General features: G+C 69.5%; 14 protein-coding genes and 2 pseudogenes. 8 read left to right on the top strand and 8 right to left on the bottom strand.

The window, feature by feature from the left end:
* The coding region (locus tag DQP57_RS23995) for an amidohydrolase (RefSeq protein ID WP_133259303.1) at positions 1 to 1,235 on the bottom strand (1,235 nt) is incomplete at its 3' end.
* A 216-nt stretch (positions 1,236 to 1,451) separates the two neighbouring features.
* Positions 1,452 to 1,982 carry an FxsA family protein gene (locus DQP57_RS23990; protein ID WP_112635109.1) on the bottom strand — a complete coding sequence of 177 codons (531 nt, stop codon included), beginning with the start codon at positions 1,980 to 1,982 and terminating at the stop codon, positions 1,452 to 1,454.
* 73 nt (positions 1,983 to 2,055) lie between these two features.
* Here DQP57_RS23990 and DQP57_RS23985 point away from each other — a divergent pair, with 73 nt between their 5' ends.
* Complete coding sequence (locus tag DQP57_RS23985) at positions 2,056 to 2,763, top strand: dienelactone hydrolase family protein (RefSeq protein ID WP_112635108.1); 708 nt, start codon at positions 2,056 to 2,058, stop codon at positions 2,761 to 2,763.
* A gap of 86 nt (positions 2,764 to 2,849) precedes the next feature.
* Here DQP57_RS23985 and DQP57_RS23980 read toward each other — a convergent pair whose 3' ends face one another.
* On the bottom strand, positions 2,850 to 3,239 hold the full coding sequence (locus DQP57_RS23980) for a PPOX class F420-dependent oxidoreductase (RefSeq protein ID WP_112635107.1): 390 nt from the start codon (positions 3,237 to 3,239) through the stop codon (positions 2,850 to 2,852).
* Positions 3,240 to 3,364: 125 nt separating this feature from the next.
* On the opposite strand from DQP57_RS23980, the gene DQP57_RS23975 reads away from it, so the two are divergent.
* The 4 genes from DQP57_RS23975 to DQP57_RS23960 are packed head-to-tail and all read left to right on the top strand — an operon-like array spanning position 3,365 to position 7,193.
* A complete protein-coding gene (locus tag DQP57_RS23975; RefSeq protein ID WP_205869223.1) occupies positions 3,365 to 4,609 on the top strand; it encodes a hypothetical protein in 1,245 nt (414 codons plus the stop codon).
* On the top strand, positions 4,606 to 5,751 hold the full coding sequence (locus DQP57_RS23970; protein WP_112635106.1) for a sulfotransferase family protein: 1,146 nt from the start codon (positions 4,606 to 4,608) through the stop codon (positions 5,749 to 5,751). The genes DQP57_RS23975 and DQP57_RS23970 overlap by 4 nt, the downstream gene beginning before the upstream one ends.
* Before the next feature lie 4 nt (positions 5,752 to 5,755).
* Positions 5,756 to 6,367: a TetR/AcrR family transcriptional regulator gene (locus tag DQP57_RS23965; RefSeq protein WP_112635105.1), complete on the top strand. Its 612-nt coding sequence runs from the start codon at positions 5,756 to 5,758 to the stop codon at positions 6,365 to 6,367.
* 22 nt (positions 6,368 to 6,389) lie between these two features.
* Entirely contained in the window at positions 6,390 to 7,193 is an 804-nt protein-coding gene (locus DQP57_RS23960) for an SDR family NAD(P)-dependent oxidoreductase (protein ID WP_112635104.1), read from the top strand.
* Positions 7,194 to 7,201: 8 nt separating this feature from the next.
* Here the strand turns inward: DQP57_RS23960 and cobN are convergent, their stop codons facing one another.
* The 4 genes and pseudogenes from cobN to DQP57_RS23940 form a co-directional block, all read right to left on the bottom strand.
* Complete coding sequence (cobN, locus tag DQP57_RS23955) at positions 7,202 to 10,777, bottom strand: cobaltochelatase subunit CobN (RefSeq protein WP_112635103.1); 3,576 nt, start codon at positions 10,775 to 10,777, stop codon at positions 7,202 to 7,204.
* A 57-nt stretch (positions 10,778 to 10,834) separates the two neighbouring features.
* Complete coding sequence (locus DQP57_RS23950) at positions 10,835 to 11,509, bottom strand: alpha/beta hydrolase (RefSeq protein ID WP_112635102.1); 675 nt, start codon at positions 11,507 to 11,509, stop codon at positions 10,835 to 10,837.
* A gap of 126 nt (positions 11,510 to 11,635) precedes the next feature.
* A complete protein-coding gene (locus tag DQP57_RS23945) occupies positions 11,636 to 12,391 on the bottom strand; it encodes an ABC transporter ATP-binding protein (RefSeq protein ID WP_112635101.1) in 756 nt (251 codons plus the stop codon).
* 11 nt (positions 12,392 to 12,402) lie between these two features.
* Positions 12,403 to 13,138, bottom strand: a pseudogene (locus tag DQP57_RS23940) (ABC transporter permease).
* A gap of 182 nt (positions 13,139 to 13,320) precedes the next feature.
* Between DQP57_RS23940 and cobG the strand changes: the two are divergent.
* From cobG to DQP57_RS23925, 3 genes are read left to right on the top strand one after another with little or no spacing between them, the layout of a single operon-like run.
* A complete protein-coding gene (gene cobG / locus DQP57_RS23935) occupies positions 13,321 to 14,415 on the top strand; it encodes a precorrin-3B synthase (protein ID WP_112635100.1) in 1,095 nt (364 codons plus the stop codon).
* A gap of 45 nt (positions 14,416 to 14,460) precedes the next feature.
* Positions 14,461 to 15,087, top strand: coding sequence for a precorrin-8X methylmutase (locus tag DQP57_RS23930; RefSeq protein ID WP_112635099.1), 627 nt, complete (start codon positions 14,461 to 14,463; stop codon positions 15,085 to 15,087).
* Complete coding sequence (locus DQP57_RS23925) at positions 15,084 to 16,562, top strand: precorrin-2 C(20)-methyltransferase (RefSeq protein WP_112635098.1); 1,479 nt, start codon at positions 15,084 to 15,086, stop codon at positions 16,560 to 16,562. Before DQP57_RS23930 ends, DQP57_RS23925 begins: the two co-directional genes overlap by 4 nt.
* 9 nt (positions 16,563 to 16,571) lie before the next feature.
* Here the strand turns inward: DQP57_RS23925 and DQP57_RS23920 are convergent.
* Positions 16,572 to 16,794 (bottom strand): annotated as a pseudogene (locus DQP57_RS23920) (PPE family protein); the annotation flags it as partial.

Below are 16,794 nucleotides of genomic sequence, written 5' to 3'. Positions count from 1 at the left end.
TTGACCGCCGCGCGCACGCTCACCCACGGGTCGAAGCCCGTGACCGGAGCGTCGGAGCCTAGCGCGAGTGGCACGCCTTGGGATGCTAACAGCGCAAAGGGGTTGAGCCGACTGCCTCGCTGGGTGCCCAACCGCTGCGCGTACATGCCGTCGGGGCCGCCCCAGAGCGCGTCGAAGTTGGGTTGCACGCTGGCGATGACCCCCCACTGGCCGAGCTTGGCGGCCTGATCGGCGCTGACCATCTCCACGTGTTCGAGGCGGTGTCCGCAGCGCGCGACGGCGACCGGCCCGAGGTCGGCGACGACGCGCTCGAGGGCATCCACCACGGTCGTGACCGCGGCGTCCCCGATGACATGGAATCCGGCGGTGACCCCGGCCTGCGTGCAGGCCCGCAGGTGCGCCTCGACGGCCTCGGCGTGCAGATAGCACGTTCCGGTGCGCTCGGGCGCGTCCGTGTACGGCTCGTGCAGCCAGGCGGTGCGCGACCCCAGCGCTCCGTCCACGAACAGGTCGCCGGCGAGCCCGTGGGCGCCGGTCGCCGCCATCAGCTCTTTCGCCTGGTCGGGGCTGCTCACCGGCTCACCCCAGTAACCGATCACCTCGACCCCCTGGTCGAGGGCGCGCAGCTGCAGCCAATCGTCGATCCCGGCGATCTCGGGCCCGGCGCATTCGTGCACCGCGACGATGCCGGCGGCCGCGGCGGCCCGCAGAGCGGCGGCGCGGGCGTCCGCGAGTTGGTCGGCCGTCAGCAGGCCCCGGGCCACGGCGCGCACCCGATGGTGTGCGTCGCCGAGCAGCGGCGACTCGGCGCTGTACCCGGCCTCCGCCGGAAGTTCGGTGGCCAGCCGCCGCAAGGCCGTCGACGCGAAGGCGGAGTGCACGTCGACGCGGGCCAGGTAGGCGGGCCGGTCGCCGAGAACGGCGTCCAGGTCGGCGGTGCTGGGCGGGCGGTTCTCCGGCCACGACGCTTCGTCCCAGCCGTGTCCCCACACCGGCTGGCCGGGATGGGCGGCGGCGTAGGCGGCGACCATCTGCAGGCACTGGACCTGCGACCCGGCGCCGCGCAGGTCCAGCCCGCTCAGCGTCAGCCCGGTGGCGGTGAGATGGATGTGGCTGTCCACGAACCCCGGCGCCACGAAACCGCCGTCGAGGTCTTCGACGACGGCATCGGGAAACATGCGGCGGCCGACCTCGTCGCCGCCCAGCCACGCCACCACGCCGTCGCGGACGGCCATCGCGGTCGCGTCGGGGTGGGCCGGGCTGTGCACGCGGCCGTTGACCAGCAGGGTCAGCGGAGCGGGACCATCGGGACCATCGGTCACGTCCCGCGACGATGCAGGCCGTGCCTCGGCCTGAGGAGGAGCGGGACCATCGGTCACAGGCCAAAACTACGTGCACCGGTCGGCATTGCGATAACGGTCGGCGGATGGACGGTGCGGTGGGGTGCCGCGTCAGCGCCCGTCGAATCCTTGCGACCGCACCGGCGCCTCGACGTCGCGCACGTCGATGACCTCACCGTCGATGTAGTCGCCGTGGCCGGGTCCATCGAAAGGCCCGGCGGGATACGACGCGGAATTGGGCTGTGCGCGGTAGGCGCTCGCATAACTGAGGCCGGGCATTTGGCGTTGCAACCTGCGCACCGCCAGGGCGGTCAGCCCTGGCCCGACCGCGGACCGGACCGGACCGATGAGCAGCAGCAGGCCCAGCGCCGTACTGACCAGCCCGGGGACGAGGACGAGCAGTGCGGCCAGGCTGACCAGCGCACCGTCGCCGGCCGCGGCGCGTTGGTCGGCCAGGCCGGAGCGCAGCCGCCCGATCCGGCGGATGAGGTGCGACCCCGCCATCGGGAGTACGAGGCCCCAGCCGAGCAGGACTGTCGCCAGGAGCACCAGCAGGGTCCAGCCCCATCCGATCGTCGACACCAGCGCGAAGATCACCGCGAGTTCGACGACGGCGTAGATCAACAACAGCCGCGACACCATGCCAGTCCAACGTCCGCCGACCGCGCCCAAGTTCCCGTGGTGTTCGCCGGTGCGATTGCAGTTAGATGACGCTATGACGACGATTGAGATCGATACCCCCGGCGGACCGATCGATGCCTTACTGAGCACCCCTGCGGGGCAGGGCCCGTGGCCGGGTGTGGTGGTGATCCACGACGCGATCGGCTACGGGCGGGACAAGCAGTCGATCAACGACCGCATCGCCGCGGCGGGTTATCTGGCGATCACCCCGAACCTGTATTCCCGCGGCGGCCGCATCCGCTGCATCACCCGCGTCATGAAGGAACTGCAGACGCAGCGCGGCCGCTCCCTGGACGACATCCTGGCCGCCCGCGATCACCTGAGGTCCATGCCGGAGTGTTCCGGCCAGGTTGGCATCGCGGGCTTCTGCATGGGCGGCCAGTTCGCTCTTGTCATGTCTCCCAAGGGTTTCGGTGCCTGCGCGCCGTTCTACGGCACTCCCCTGCCGCGCAACCTCGACAAGACGCTCGACGGCGCATGCCCGGTGGTGGCGAGCTTCGGCGGGCGGGACCCGTTGGGGCGGGGAGCGCCAGAAAAGCTGAACAAGACCATCGCCGCCAAGAACATCACCGCCGATGTGAAGACCTACCCCGGCGTCGGGCACAGCTTCGCCAACGAGCTGCCCGGCCAACCGCTACTTCGCATCACGGGCTTCGGCTACGACCGGGACGCGACCGAGGACGCGTGGCGGCGGGTGTTCGCATTCTTCGGCGAGCATTTGGGGACCGGCGCCACGACGTAGAAGCAAGCCGACTGCGGTGAGCCTTCCCGACAACAGTTTCGGGGCTCCGGGATCGGGATGACGGCGCTGGCCACGGCCCCTTGGGTTCAGGCCACTTTCAGCTCGAGGCCGACGTTGTTGTCCATGCCCCCGCGCAACTTGCTGAAGAAGTTGAACACCTTGCCCACGATGCCGTAGCGCTCACCGATCACGTCGTAAACGGCGGCCGTCTCCGACTTGTCCAGGATGGCCGCGGTTGCGTCGACGGCCTCGCTGGTGGGGCGGCCGTTCATCGTGCAGGTGGCCAGCGTGACCCGCGGGGTGTTGCGAATTCGCTTTACCTTCCACGACTTTTCCTGGGTGATGACCAGAAGCCGGTCTCCGCGCTGCTTGTCCAGCGCCGCCCAGATCGGTGTCGGCTTGGGCTTGCCGTCTTTGGTGAAGGTGGTCAGCAGGATGTACTGCGCCTTGGCGAGGTCGGCGAAGGTCGGTGTCACCAGAACAACGTACCGCCGTCGGTAAGCGTTGACATTCTCACCGCGCAGCTGCGATAGTCATGACACCTTAAATGAAAACACCGTTTTCAATTAAGCGTTGAGAGCACCGATCGAAGTCGGGAATCGTGAGCGATCCGAAGAAACCGCTGGCGTGGTTGCCGTTCACGATCGCCGAGGCCGCGATGGAGCCGGCATCGCCGGGCGCGGCGGGTAATCCCGATGTGCTCGCGGCGTGGTCACGACTTTTGGCCCGGCTCGGCGAAGCCGCGGACACCGTCGATTCCTCGCGGGCCAATCGCACTCGGATCGACGTCGCCGCCGGAATCCGGCACCTGCTGGTATTGCTCACCGCGGGCATCGACGAGGTGCTGCGGTTCGATCCGGATCCGGCGCTGCGCGTTCAACGCACGAGCACCGACGACATCGTGACCTGGGGAATGGAGTGTCCGGACTGCCTCTACACCCGCGCCACGCTGCGCGGCGGGGAAAGCTATCGACTGTTCGGCAACCGCGGCACCGCCCGCTACGTCGGGCTCCAGACGATGAACGGCATCACCGCAACGGCTAACGAGTTGGTCGACGAGCTGGAGACCGATTCCGACGGCAATTTCGAAGTGGTGCTCTCAGCCTCCGAAGCCCCTGGGCGAGAAGGCAATTGGATGCGGATAGCGGGTGAGCATCCCACGTTGACGGTGCGGCACTTCTTCTACGACTGGGATACCGAGGTGGCTTCGTCACTGCGCATCGAGCGACTCGGCGACCCGATCCGGACAGCGGCCCGTCCGGTCGATCCCTACTCGGCCGTGACGCGGCAGCTGATCGCCCTGGGCGACTTCGTCGTCGACAACCTGGCGTTCTTCCTGCAGTTCGGCTCGGCCGCACCGCCCAACGGATTCCTGCCGCCGATCGATCGCAGCGACATGGGTGCCGCCGCGGAGAACCGGCCGGTGATCGGCCGGTGGGAACTGCACCCGGGCGAGGCCCTCATCGTCGAAGTGGAACCACCGCACGGCGTCTATTGGAGCTTCTCGATCGGCAACCCGTGGTGGGAGACAATCCATTACGGGCGCCACCAGTCCAGCCTGAATGCCCACCAGGCCGCGGTGGATTCCGATGGATTGGTCCGCGTGGTGCTGTGCGACCGCGACCCCGGAGTCGCCAACTGGCTCGACACCGCCAGCCACAGCAACGGCCCGATCATCCTGCGCTGCGTGCGGACCGAAACGGCGCCCACGCCGACGACGCGAGTGGTGCCGTTCGACCAGATTCAGGCCGAATTGCCCAGGGACACCGCGCAAGTCACCGCCGAAGAGCGCGCCTCAATCCTCGCGGCACGACGCCGCGCGGTGCAGGAAAGGTTCGGACGGTGACCTTCGATGCTGACGAGTTAGAGGACGGCGCTCGAACCGCGACCGGGCTCGACGATTTCGGATCGCCCTACTACCGCGAGGGCCTCGAGCGCATTGTCGACGCGCTGAACACCGAGGCGGACCTCAACGAGATAGGGCGGGTCATCCAGCACGCCACCATCAGCAACGCACTGATCCAACGCCTCAAGGTCGAGGACACCTACCGGCAGCACCCCGAGATCGACAACGAAGTAGTCGGAGGCCCTGTCTTCGTCATCGGCCTACCCCGCACCGGAACCACCGCACTGAGCCAGCTGGTGGCCGCCGATCCCCAGTTCCGATCACTGCGAATGTGGGAATCGCAGGCGCCCACCCCTCCGCCGGAAACGGCCACCGAACATAGCGACCCGCGGATCGCGCAGGCCGAGGCCGGCTTGAAAATGCTCGACGAGATGTTCCCCTTGATGAAAACCCTGTACAACTCCGAGCCCACGGCGCCGACCGAATGCCAGGATCTGATGGGAATGAGCTTTCGTACCTTCCACTTTGACGGTGCCGTGCGCGCACCCGGGTACCTCACCTGGCTGATGGGCTGCGACATGCGCGAGACCTACACCTTCCATCGACGCGTACTGCGGCTTTTGCAGTGGCACTGTCCGCCGGTGCTGTGGCATCTCAAGACGCCCGTGCACATGTTCGCCCTCGATGCGCTCGTCAAGGCCTATCCCACTGCCAAATTCCTGTGGAGCCATCGCGACCCGGCCAAAGTGATGGGTTCGGTCTGCAGCCTGATCCGGTATGTGCGCAGCTGGAGCAGCGACCGCGACGACGCCGAGGAGCTAGGCGCCGAGCAGGTCGACAGCTGGGTCGAAGGTGTCCGGCGGGCCATGGATTTCCGCGCCCAGGTGGGCGACAACCGCTTCGCCGATGTCTCCTTCGCGGACCTCCAGACGGATCCGGTAGGCACGCTGCAAGCCAGCTACGACACCCTGGGCTTGACCTTCACCGATGCCACCCTGGCCTCGGTCCAGCGCTGGGCCACCCAGCACCGGCCCGGCTCCCGCGGCGCACACGACTACGACCTGGCTGACTACGGCCTGACACCGGAAGGCGTTCGCGAGCGGTTCGCGGACTATCTAGCCACCTACGACGCGACCGCCTGAATCCGTGAGCACACCCCGCACGCGGCGACGCGAAAAACTCGGCCCGGACGCAGCGGTGCGCCGCCAGATCCTGGTCGCCGCAGCAACCACGTTGCGAGAGCAGGGAATCGGGAAGCTCAGCATCGGCGCGGTACTGGAGCGGGCCGCGCTGGGCACCCGGGCGTTCTACCGGCATTTCGAATCCAAGGACGATTTGGTGACCGCGCTGTTTCTCGACATGGCGCGCGCGGAGGAACGGCGACTGCGACGCCGGATGGCATCCGCGGCCACCGCGGCCGACGCGGTCGCGGCCTGGATCGATGGGCGACTCGACTTGGCGTTCGATGAGAACGTGAAATCCGACTTGCGTCGTCTGTCGATAGAAGCCCAGGCGCAGTCCCCCGCGTTGGTTCAGCCCGCGTACGCGGAGATGCTCAAGCCCCTCATCGAGACGCTGCAGCGCGGCGTGCAGGCCGGGGTGTTTCACCACGTCGACCCGGTCACCGACGCCCAGTTCATTCACGGAGTGGTATGGGCGGGCATCAATGAGCAATGGGCGACGGGCGAGTGCCATCGCGATGTCCTGCGCGAACGCATGGTGCGGTTCTGTCTGCGCGGGTTGGGCGTAGGGCTCTGAGCACCGATCAAAGGAATTAACGATGGACCTTGGCTTTTCGGGATCGACGGCCGTAGTCACCGGCGGCAGTAAAGGCATGGGACTGGCCATCGCCGAAACCCTTGCGGCCGAGGGAGCCAGCGTGGCGGTGATGGCGCGAAGCCGCCGGGCGCTCGACGCCGCCATCGCATCGCTGCGGCGGGCGGGCGCTCCGGATGCCGTGGGCATCAGCGTGGACATGACCGATGCCGAATCCATCACCGACGGCTTCGCCGCCGTCACGCAACGCTGGGGGCAACTCAACAGCCTGATCCACACGATCGGGCCGGGCGACGGCTATTTCGAGCAGATGGACGACGCACAGTGGGACGAGGCGTTCACCCTCGGCACGATGTCGGCCGTGCGATCGATTCGCGCCTGCCTGCCGCTGCTGCGCCGCGCGGAGTGGGCCCGCATCGTGACGTTGTCCGCACATTCCATTCAGCGCCAAAACCCGCGGATCGTCGCCTACACCGCATCGAAATCGGCGTTGGCCAGTGTCACCAAGAACCTGTCGAAAAGCCTTGCCAAGGACGGCATTTTGGTCAATTGCGTGTGCCCGGGAACCATCGTGACCGCAAGCTTCACCGAAGCGCTCAACGACATCCTCGCCGCCGACGGCCTTGACGCCACCAATCCGGTCGACGTCATGACCTGGATCGACAACAACTTTCACCAGCCCTGTGACCTCGGCCGCGCCGGACTGCCCGAAGAGGTCGCCTCGATCACGGCCTACCTTGCCTCGCGGCGCAACGGCTATGTCACCGGGGCGACGGTCAACATCGACGGCGGGTCGGACTTCATCTAGGGGGCTCTTCAGCCTTCCAGATCGCCCTCGGTGTCCAGCAGCGCCTGCCGCAACCCGTCCAGGGTTTCCGGCTGCGGCGCCGCCCACATGCCACGCCCGGCCGCCTCCAGCAGCCGCTCGGCCATGCCGTGCAGCGCCCAGGGATTCGACTCCGACATGAACTTGCGGTTCTCCGGGTCCAGCACGTAGCGCTCGGTGAGTTGTTCGTACATCCAGTCGGCCATCACCCCGGCGGTGGCGTCGTAGCCGAACAGGTAGTCCACGGTTGCCGCCATCTCGAACGCGCCCTTGTATCCGTGCCGTCGCATCGCCGCCATCCAGCGCGGATTGACCACTCGCGCCCGGAACACCCGGGTGGTCTCCTCCGACAGGGTCCGGGTGCGGATCGCGTCGGGGCGGGTGTTGTCGCCGACGTAGGCGGCCGGCGCCTGTCCGGTCAGCGCGCGCACGGTGGCGACCATGCCGCCGTGGTACTGGAAGTAGTCGTCGGAGTCGGCGATGTCGTGTTCGCGGGTGTCGGTGTTCTTGGCGGCCACCGCGATCCGCCGGTACTGGCGGTTCATGTCGTCGACGGCCTCGCGGCCGTCCAGGTCGCGGCCGTAGGCGAAACCGCCCCACGCGGTGTACACCGCGGCCAGGTCGGCGTCGTCCCGCCAGTTGCGGCTGTCGATGAGCTGCAGCAGCCCGGCGCCGTAGGTGCCCGGCTTGGATCCGAAAATCCTTGTGGTGGCGCGCCGCTGGTCGCCGTGCTGGGCCAGGTCGGCTTGAGCGTGCGCGCGCACGTAGTTATCCGCCGCGGGCTCGTCGAGGGCGGCGACCAGCCGTACCGCGTCATCGAGCATCGTCACGACGTGCGGGAAGGCGTCCCGGAAGAAACCCGAGATGCGCACCGTCACGTCGATGCGCGGGCGGCCCAGCTCGGACAGCGAAATCGGCGCCAGGTCGACGACGCGCCGCGACGCGTCGTCCCACACCGGCCGAACACCCAGCAGGGCAAGGACTTCGGCGATGTCGTCGCCGGCGGTGCGCATGGCCGAGGTGCCCCACACCGACAGCCCGACCGACTGCGGCCATCGCCCGTGGTCGTCGCGGTACCGGGTGAGCAACGAATCAGCCAGCGCCACACCGGCTTCCCAGGCCAGCCGGGACGGCACCGCCTTGGGGTCGACGGAGTAGAAGTTGCGGCCGGTGGGCAACACGTTGACCAGTCCGCGCAGCGGTGAGCCCGACGGGCCGGCCGGGATGAACCGCCCGTCCAGGGCGCGCAACACCTGCTCGATTTCGGCGGCCGTGCCGGCCAGCCGAGGCACCACCTCGGTGGCCGCGAAGCGCAGCACCGCGGCGACGTCGGCATTGTCGGTGATCCGTTCGACCGCCTCGGCGTCCCAGCCCGCCACCTGCAGCGCGGCGACGAGTTCGCGGGCCGCGGCCTCGGTTCGATCGACCGCCGTCCGGTCGTCGGTGCCGTCCTCGGCCAGGCCGAGGGCTTGGCGCAATCCGGGCAGGGTGTGCTCGCCGCCGAACAGCTGGCGCGCCCGCAGGATCGCCAGCACCAGGTCCAGTTCGGCCTCCCCCGTGGGCTTTTGCCCCAGGATGTGCAGGCCGTCGCGAATCTGGACATCCTTGATCTCGCACAGCCAGCCATCGACGTGCAGCAGCATGTCGTCGAAGGAATCTTCCTCGGGGCGTTCGGTCAGGCCCAGGTCGTGGTCCATCTTCGCGGCCCGCATCAGCGTCCAGATCTGCTGGCGGATGGCGGGCAGCTTGCCGGGATCCAGCGCGGCGACGTTGGCATGCTCGTCGAGCAGCTGCTCCAAACGCGCGATGTCGCCGTAGGATTCGGCGCGCGCCATCGGCGGAATGAGGTGGTCGACCAGGATGGCATGCGCGCGCCGTTTGGCCTGGGTTCCCTCGCCGGGGTCGTTGACCAGGAACGGGTAGATCATCGGCAGGTTGCCCAGCGCCGCGTCGGGCCCGCACGCTGCCGACATGCCCAGCGTCTTGCCGGGCAACCATTCCAGATTGCCGTGCTTGCCCAGGTGCACCACCGCGTGTGTCCCGAAGCCCGCGTCCAGCCAGTGGTAGGCGGCCAGGTAGTGGTGGCTGGGCGGCAGGTCGGGGTCGTGGTAGATGGCGACGGGGTTTTCCCCGAAACCGCGGGGCGGTTGCACCATCAGCACCAGGTTGTCCGATTGCATTGCGGCGATGACGATTTCGCCGTCGGGATCATTGCTGCGGTCCACGAAGAGATTCCCCGGCGGCGGGCCCCAGTGTCGGGTGACCGCATCGGTGAATTCGGGGGGCAGGGTCGCAAACCATTCGCGGTAGTCCTTGGCGGACACCCGGATCGGGTTTCCGGCCAGCTGCCCTTCGGTGAGCCAATCGGGGTCCTGTCCGCCCCGCTCGATCAGCGCGTGGATCAGGGCGTCACCGTCGTTGGCCTCGACGCCGGGCAGCTCACCCGCCCGGTAGCCGTGCTCGCGCATCGCCTGCAGCAACGCGACGGCGCTCGCCGGCGTGTCCAACCCCACCGCGTTACCGATCCGGGCGTGCTTGGTCGGATAGGCCGAGAACACCAGGGCCACCCGCTTATCGGCCGGGGCGACGTGGCGCAGCTGCGCGTGGCGCACCGCCAGCCCCGCGACGCGGGCGCAGCGTTCCGCGTCGGCGACATAGGAGATCAGCCCGTCTTCGTCAATCTCCTTGAACGAGAACGGCACCGTGATGATGCGGCCGTCGAACTCGGGCACCGCGACCTGGCTGGCCACGTCGAGCGGGCTCAGGCCGTCATCGTTCTCCCGCCACGCGGCGCGCGGGCTGGTCAGGCACAACCCCTGCAGGATCGGGATATCCAGGGCGGCAAGGTGTTCGACGTTCCAGCTGTCGTCATCGCCGCCGGCAGACACCGTGGCCGGCTTCAGTCCCCCGGCCGCCAGCACGGTGACCACCATGGCGTCGGCGGCCCCCAACCGTTGCAGCAGTTCGGGTTCGGCGGTGCGCAGCGACGCGCAGTAGATCGGCATAGGGTGCGCGCCGGCGTCCTCGATGGCCCGGCAGAGCGCCTCGACGTAGCCGGTGTTGCCGGCCAGGTGTTGCGCGCGGTAGTACAGCACGGCGATCGTCGGGCCGTCGGCCTCTACCGCGTTCGGGCGGGGCAGCTCGCCCCACGTCGGCGTCACGACCGGCGGGGTGAACCCGAAGCCGGTCATCAGCACCGTGTCGGACAGGAAGGCGTGCAGCTGGCGCAGGTTGTCGACGCCGCCGTGGGCCAGATAGATGTGCGCCTGCACCGCGATGCCGGCCGCGAGCGTGGACAGGCCGGTCAGCTCGGCGTCGGCGGCCTGCTCGCCGCTGACCAAGACCGTGGGCACCCCGCTGGCGATCACCGTGTCGATACCGCTCTGCCAGGCGCGGTAGCCGCCGAGGATGCGCACCACCACGATGGCGACATCGGCCAGCAGGTCGGGCAGTTCCTCGTCGGACAGCCGAGACGGGTTGGCCCACCGATAGTTTTTCCCGCTGGAACGGGCGCTGATCAGGTCGGTATCGGAGGTCGACAGCAGCAGGATGGTCGGCTCAGCCACCCATCATTCGTACCGCAACGGGGGGCGCCCGCCCCTACTGGGCCGCGACCGCACCGCTCAACCGGCCAGCATCGCCGCGATCCGGTCGGCAACCTGTTGGGCCACGATCCGGGCCGGTCCGTCCTTGGCCGGTTCGTAGCGGTCCGCGAGGGCGTCGTAGTCGGCACCCGCGATCGAACCGTGATCGGCCGCCAGCTCAACCATTTCCACCGGCCAGCCGATCCGCTCCAGGCGGGCGGCGAAGTCTCTGCTCGCGTCGACGGGCACGACGTCGTCGCCGACACCGTGCAGCAACGTGAACGGCGACCCGATCTGCGCGCCGTCCAGGCCCTCGGTCAGCGGCAGACCGAAGATCGGATCGGGGACCATGAAAGCCCCGGCGAGGCAAACCGTGTGCGCGGGAGCGAAGTCGAGCTGCCCCGCGTGCAGCGTCACGCCCGCCGCGGCGGCACCGCCCATCGACCACCCGACGAGCAGGATGCGCTCGGCTTGGGCGGCAAGGTTGCGGGCGAACTCCAGCGACGCCAACAGGTCCGCGCGTCCGCCGTCGTCGGCATGGGAGTTCCAGTCGGGTGCGACCACCACCGCGGCGCGACCGGCCAGCATCCCGGCCAGCGGGCCGACGGCCGCGCGGGCATCGGTTTGCGCCCCGTGCCATAGCAGGATGGTGGATGGCGCGGGCTCACCGAAGACATCGGCCAGCCGGCCCGGGGCATATTCCACCGTCCTCACGGGCACGAGGATGCCCGTACTGGCACGTGTTCAATCCTCGGGGTCAGGCGGCGAGACCTTGACGCAGTGCCTCATAGAAGGCCGGGGCCCGAAACTGGCGGTGCGCGAAACACACTCGCGCTTCGCTCACAGCCGCACACCGAGGCGATCCAGCAGCTCCGCGCGGTGCTGGTCGGTGTGGGGTCCGGGGTCACCGGGCGCGCGGCGCGGCTCGTCGATGGCCAGCGCGTGGATGACGCGGCCTTCCTCGAGCACTAGCACGCGATCGGCCAGTGCCACCGCTTCGTCGACGTCATGGGTGATCAGCAGCACCCCGAACCCGTGCCGGCGCCACAGCTGCAGCAGCAGTGCGTGCATGGTCAACCGGGTCAGCGCGTCCAGTGCGCCGAACGGTTCGTCGAGCAGCAGCAGGCGCGGTTCGGCCACCAGCGCGCGGGCCAGTGAAACACGTTGCGCCTGACCACCGGACAGGGTCAGCGGCCACGCGCCGGCGTGGTCGGCCAGCCCGACGTCGGCCAGCGCGCGCTCGGCGCGCTCCCGGACCCGCCGCCGCGGGAGGCGGCTGCGGGTCAGGCCGTAGCCGACGTTGGCGCGCACGTCGCGCCACGGAAAAAGGCGCGGTTCCTGAAATGCCAGCGCCGGGGCGCCGGACACCGCGCGTTGTCCGCTGTGGTCGCGTGAGAGACCGGCCAGCACCCGCAGCACCGTCGATTTGCCCGAGCCGCTGCGCCCGAGCAGGGCGACGATCTCGCCGCTGTGCACGCGCACCGAGACGTCGTTGAGCACCCGCCGGTTTCCATACCACTTGTCGACGTGGCGCAGCTCGCCGGCGACGTCGGTCCGGCCGCCGGTGAGGGCGTCCGACTCGGCGATGAGAGTCACGCCTAGACCTTTCACTGTCGGTAGCGCAGGGTGCGGCGCTCGATGAGCCGGACGACCGCATCGGTGAGGATGCCGAGCAGGGCGTAGATGGTCAGCCCGAAGATGATGATGTCGATCCGCAGGAAATCGCGGGCATTGTTGATCGATCAGGAAGCCGATTCCCTTGTCGGCGTTGATCTGCTCGGCGACGATCAACGTCAACCACGCGATGGCCAGCGACTGCCGCAAGCCGACGAGCACCTGCGGCGCGGCGCTGGGCACGAGGATGCGGGTTAACCGCTGAGTAAACGAAAAGCCCAGCACCTGAGCGGTTTCCAGCATCTTGGGGTCGACCTGGCGGATCGCCGAAAAGGTGTTGAGGTACAGCGGGAAGACCACGCCCATTGCGACGAGCAACACCTTGGGCAGCTCGCCGATCCCGAACCAGAGGATGAACAGCGGGATCAGCCCCAGGTGCGGCAGCGCCCGGATCATCTGCATGGGTGGGTCCACCGTCGATTCGACCCAGCGGGACAGGCCGACCGCCGCACCCGCCACGACGCCGATGACCCCGCCCAGCACCAGCCCCTCGACGACGCGGACGGTGGAGATGTGCAGCGCGTCGCCGAGCTGGCCGTTGCGGGTCACCTCCACGCCGGCCTCGAGAATCAACGAGGGGGCCGGCAGCACGTCGGCGGGAATGACGCCGATCGCGCTGCCCAGCTGCCACAGCGCCAACAACGCCAGCGGCGACACGACGCGCACGATCTCCCATTTGCGGCGCGCCCATAGCCCGCCCGCCCCACCGGCGGCCTGCTCGGCGCAGCATCGAGCGCGGTGGCAATGCTCATCGTGCCGACGCTAGGGCGCGGTCGGGTGCGGGTAAGGGTTTAGGTCTGGCTGAAGGCAATCCCGGCCGGCGCGCGACGCGGGGGCCGTACCGTGGACGGGTGGCCAGGACGCGCGACACCGACGCATGCCCGGGTGCGCTGCAGGTGCACCAGGCGGCCGACGGCGCGCTGGCCCGGATCCGGCTGCCCGGCGGCATGATCACCGCCGCCCAGCTGGCCGCGCTGGCGGCCGTCTCCACCCAGTGGGGGTTGGGAACGCTCGAGCTGACCGCCCGGGGCAATGTCCAGTTGCGCGGGCTGACCGACGTGACCGCCGTCGGCGACGCGGTCGCGGCCGCGGGGCTGTTGCCGTCGACGACGCACGAGCGGGTCCGCAACATCGTGGCCTCGCCGCTGTCGGGGCGATCCGGCGGCCCCCTCGACGTGCGGGGCTGGGTCGGCGAGCTCGACGCCGCGATCTGCGGCGCGCCCAGGCTCGCGGAGCTGGGCGGGCGTTTCTGGTTCGGCCTGGACGACGGGCGCGGCGACGTCTCGGGGCTGCGCGCCGACGTCGGCGTGCACGCGTGTCCCGATGGCTGCACGTTGCTGCTGGCTGGGCGCGACACCGGTGTCCGGTTGGCGGCCGACGAGGTGGTCGAGACGCTCGTCGCGCTCGCGACGCGGTTCGTCGACATCCGCGGAACCGCTTGGCGCGTCCAGGAATTGGGCGACGTGCGGCGGCTGCTGCCCGGTGCCGAACCGCGCGCCATTTCCTTCCCCGCGGTCACCAGGGCGCCGGTGGGCTGGATCGGCCAAGACGACGGCCGGGTGACCCTGGGCGCCGCGGTGCCGCTGGGGGTGCTCCCGGCGCGCGTCGCGGAGTACCTGGCGGCCATCGAGGCGCCGCTGGTGATCACGCCGTGGCGCTCGGTGCTGGTGTGCGATCTGTCCGAAGAGGTGGCCGACGTCGCGCTGCGCGTCCTGGCGCCGCTGGGGCTGGTGTTCGACGAGAACTCCCCCTGGCTGACCGTCAGCGCCTGCACCGGCAGCCCGGGCTGCGCACGCTCGGCCGCCGACGTGCGGGCCGACGCCGCGCGGTCGCTGGACCCCGATTCGACGGTGCACCGTCACTTCGTCGGCTGCGACCGGGCGTGCGGCAGTCCGCTCGCCGGTGAGGTGCTGGTGGCCACCCCGCAGGGATACCGGCGCCTGTAGCCGGGTGCGGCGGGTCGTCACCGGCGAGAGCCTTAAGGTGGGCGGGTGCTCGACTACATCCGCGACGCGGCGGAGATCTATCGTCAGTCGTTCGCGACGATCCGCGCCGAGGCCGATCTGGCGCGATTCCCCGCCGACGTGGCGCAGGTGGTGGTCCGGCTGATTCACACCTGCGGGCAGGTCGACGTGGCCGAGCACGTCGCGTTCACCGACGATGTCGTGTCGCGAGGGCGTGCCGCGCTGCGCAGGGGCGCTCCCATCCTGTGCGATTCGTCGATGGTGGCCGCCGGAATCACCAGAGCACGGCTGCCCGCGGGCAACAAGGTCGTGTCACTGGTGGCTGATCCGCGGACGCCGCAGCTGGCCGCACGCCGGGGCATCACCCGTTCGGCGGCGGGGGTGGAGCTGCTGGCCGACGAGCTGGCCGGCGCGGTCCTGGCGATCGGCAATGCACCTACCGCGTTGTTCCGGCTGCTCGAACTGATCGACGAGGGAGCCCCGGCCCCGGCTGCGGTGCTGGGCGGCCCGGTGGGTTTCGTCGGGTCGGCGCAGTCCAAGCAGGAGCTCATCGACAACCCCCGCGGGACGTCGTATCTGGTGGTGCGGGGCCGCCGGGGCGGCAGTGCCATGGCGGCCGCCGCCGTCAACGCGATCGCGAGCGACCGCGAGTGACCAGCCGGGGCACGCTCTGGGGCGTCGGGCTCGGGCCCGGTGACCCGGAATTGGTGACCGTCAAGGCCGCCCGGGTGATCGGTGATGCCGACGTGGTGGCCTACCACAGCGCCCGGCACGGCCGCAGCATCGCGCGCGGCATCGCCGAACCGTACCTGCGGCCCGGTCAGATCGAAGAGCACCTGGTCTATCCCGTCACCACCGAGACGACCGACCATCCCGGCGGCTATGCCGGTGCGATCGAGGACTTCTACGTCGAGGCCAGCGAACGCATCGCCGCTCACCTCGACGCCGGGCGCAACGTGGCCCTGCTGGCCGAGGGCGATCCGCTGTTCTACAGCTCCTACATGCATCTGCACACCCGGCTCACGGAACGGTTCGACGCGGTCATCGTGCCGGGCGTGACGTCGGTGAGCGCCGCCTCGGCGGCCATCGCGACGCCGTTGGTGGCCGGCGACGAGGTGTTGTCGGTGTTGCCGGGCACCCTGCCGGTCGAAGAGCTGACCCGCCGCCTCGCCGACGCCGACGCCGCCGTCGTGCTCAAGCTCGGGCGTTCGTATCATGCTGTGCGGGAAGCGCTTTCGGCGACCGGAAAACTTGACGACGCGTTCTATGTGGAGCGGGCCAGCACCGCCACGCAACGCATACTGCCCGCCGCCGACGTGGACGAGGCCGGCGTCCCCTACTTCTCGCTGGCCATGATGCCGGGCGGGCAACGGGGACGGCGCATGCCCGCCGCGGGCAGCGTCACGGTGGTGGGCCTGGGTCCCGGGGACATGGACTGGATGACCCCGCAGACCCGGCGTGAGCTGGCCGCGGCGACCGACCTGATCGGGTACGGCGGCTACCTGAACCGCGTCCCAATCCGCGACTACCAGCAGCGTCACCCCAGCGACAACCGCGACGAACCCGAGCGGGCCCGGCTGGCCTGCGCGCTGGCCGAGGAGGGACGCGCGGTGGCCGTGGTGTCGTCGGGTGACCCGGGCGTGTTCGCGATGGCCACCGCGGTGCTGGAGGAGGCCAAGGAATGGCCGGGCGTGCAGGTGCGGGTGATTCCGGCGATGACAGCGGCCCAGGCCGTCGCCAGCCGCGTCGGCGCGCCCTTGGGACACGACTACGCGGTGATCTCGCTGTCCGACCGCCTCAAGCCGTGGGAGGTGATCTCCGCGCGCCTGCAGGCCGCGGCGGCCGCCGACCTGGTGCTGGCGATCTACAACCCGGCTTCCAAGACGCGAACCTGGCAGGTGGGCGCGATGCGCGACGTACTGCTGGCCCACCGCGAACCCGGAACCCCGGTGGTGGTCGGCCGCAACGTGTCCGGCCCCGACGAAGACGTCCGCGTGGTCAGGCTGGCCGACCTCGAGCCCAGCGAGATCGACATGCGCTGCCTGCTGATCGTCGGGTCGTCCCAAACCCAGTGGTACTCACACGATTCCACCGACCGGGTCTTCACCCCCCGGCGCTACCAGCGCTGAAACGGCCGTTTAGTCGCGGTCCCAGGTGCTCGGCATCATCGGCACCGTGGGGCCCTCGCTCAACCCGTCGCGGGTCAGCGTCGCCAACCCGGTGGCTTGCGCCGCATCGGATTTGGCTGCGGCACCGGCGAATCCGAGCGGTCCCGCACTCTCCTCGGAGGGACGCGCGGCGTACGGGTCTTCGGCGTCACCGGCCGGAGTCGTCGCGTCGTCGGCGTCCATGAATTCGTAG

It is taken from the genome of Mycobacterium colombiense, assembly GCF_003284935.1.
In the GTDB taxonomy this organism is placed as follows: Bacteria; Actinomycetota; Actinomycetes; order Mycobacteriales; family Mycobacteriaceae; genus Mycobacterium; species Mycobacterium arosiense_A.
The sequence above is the reverse complement of the archived record's forward strand: the minus strand, read 5'-3'. Positions and strand labels throughout refer to the sequence as shown.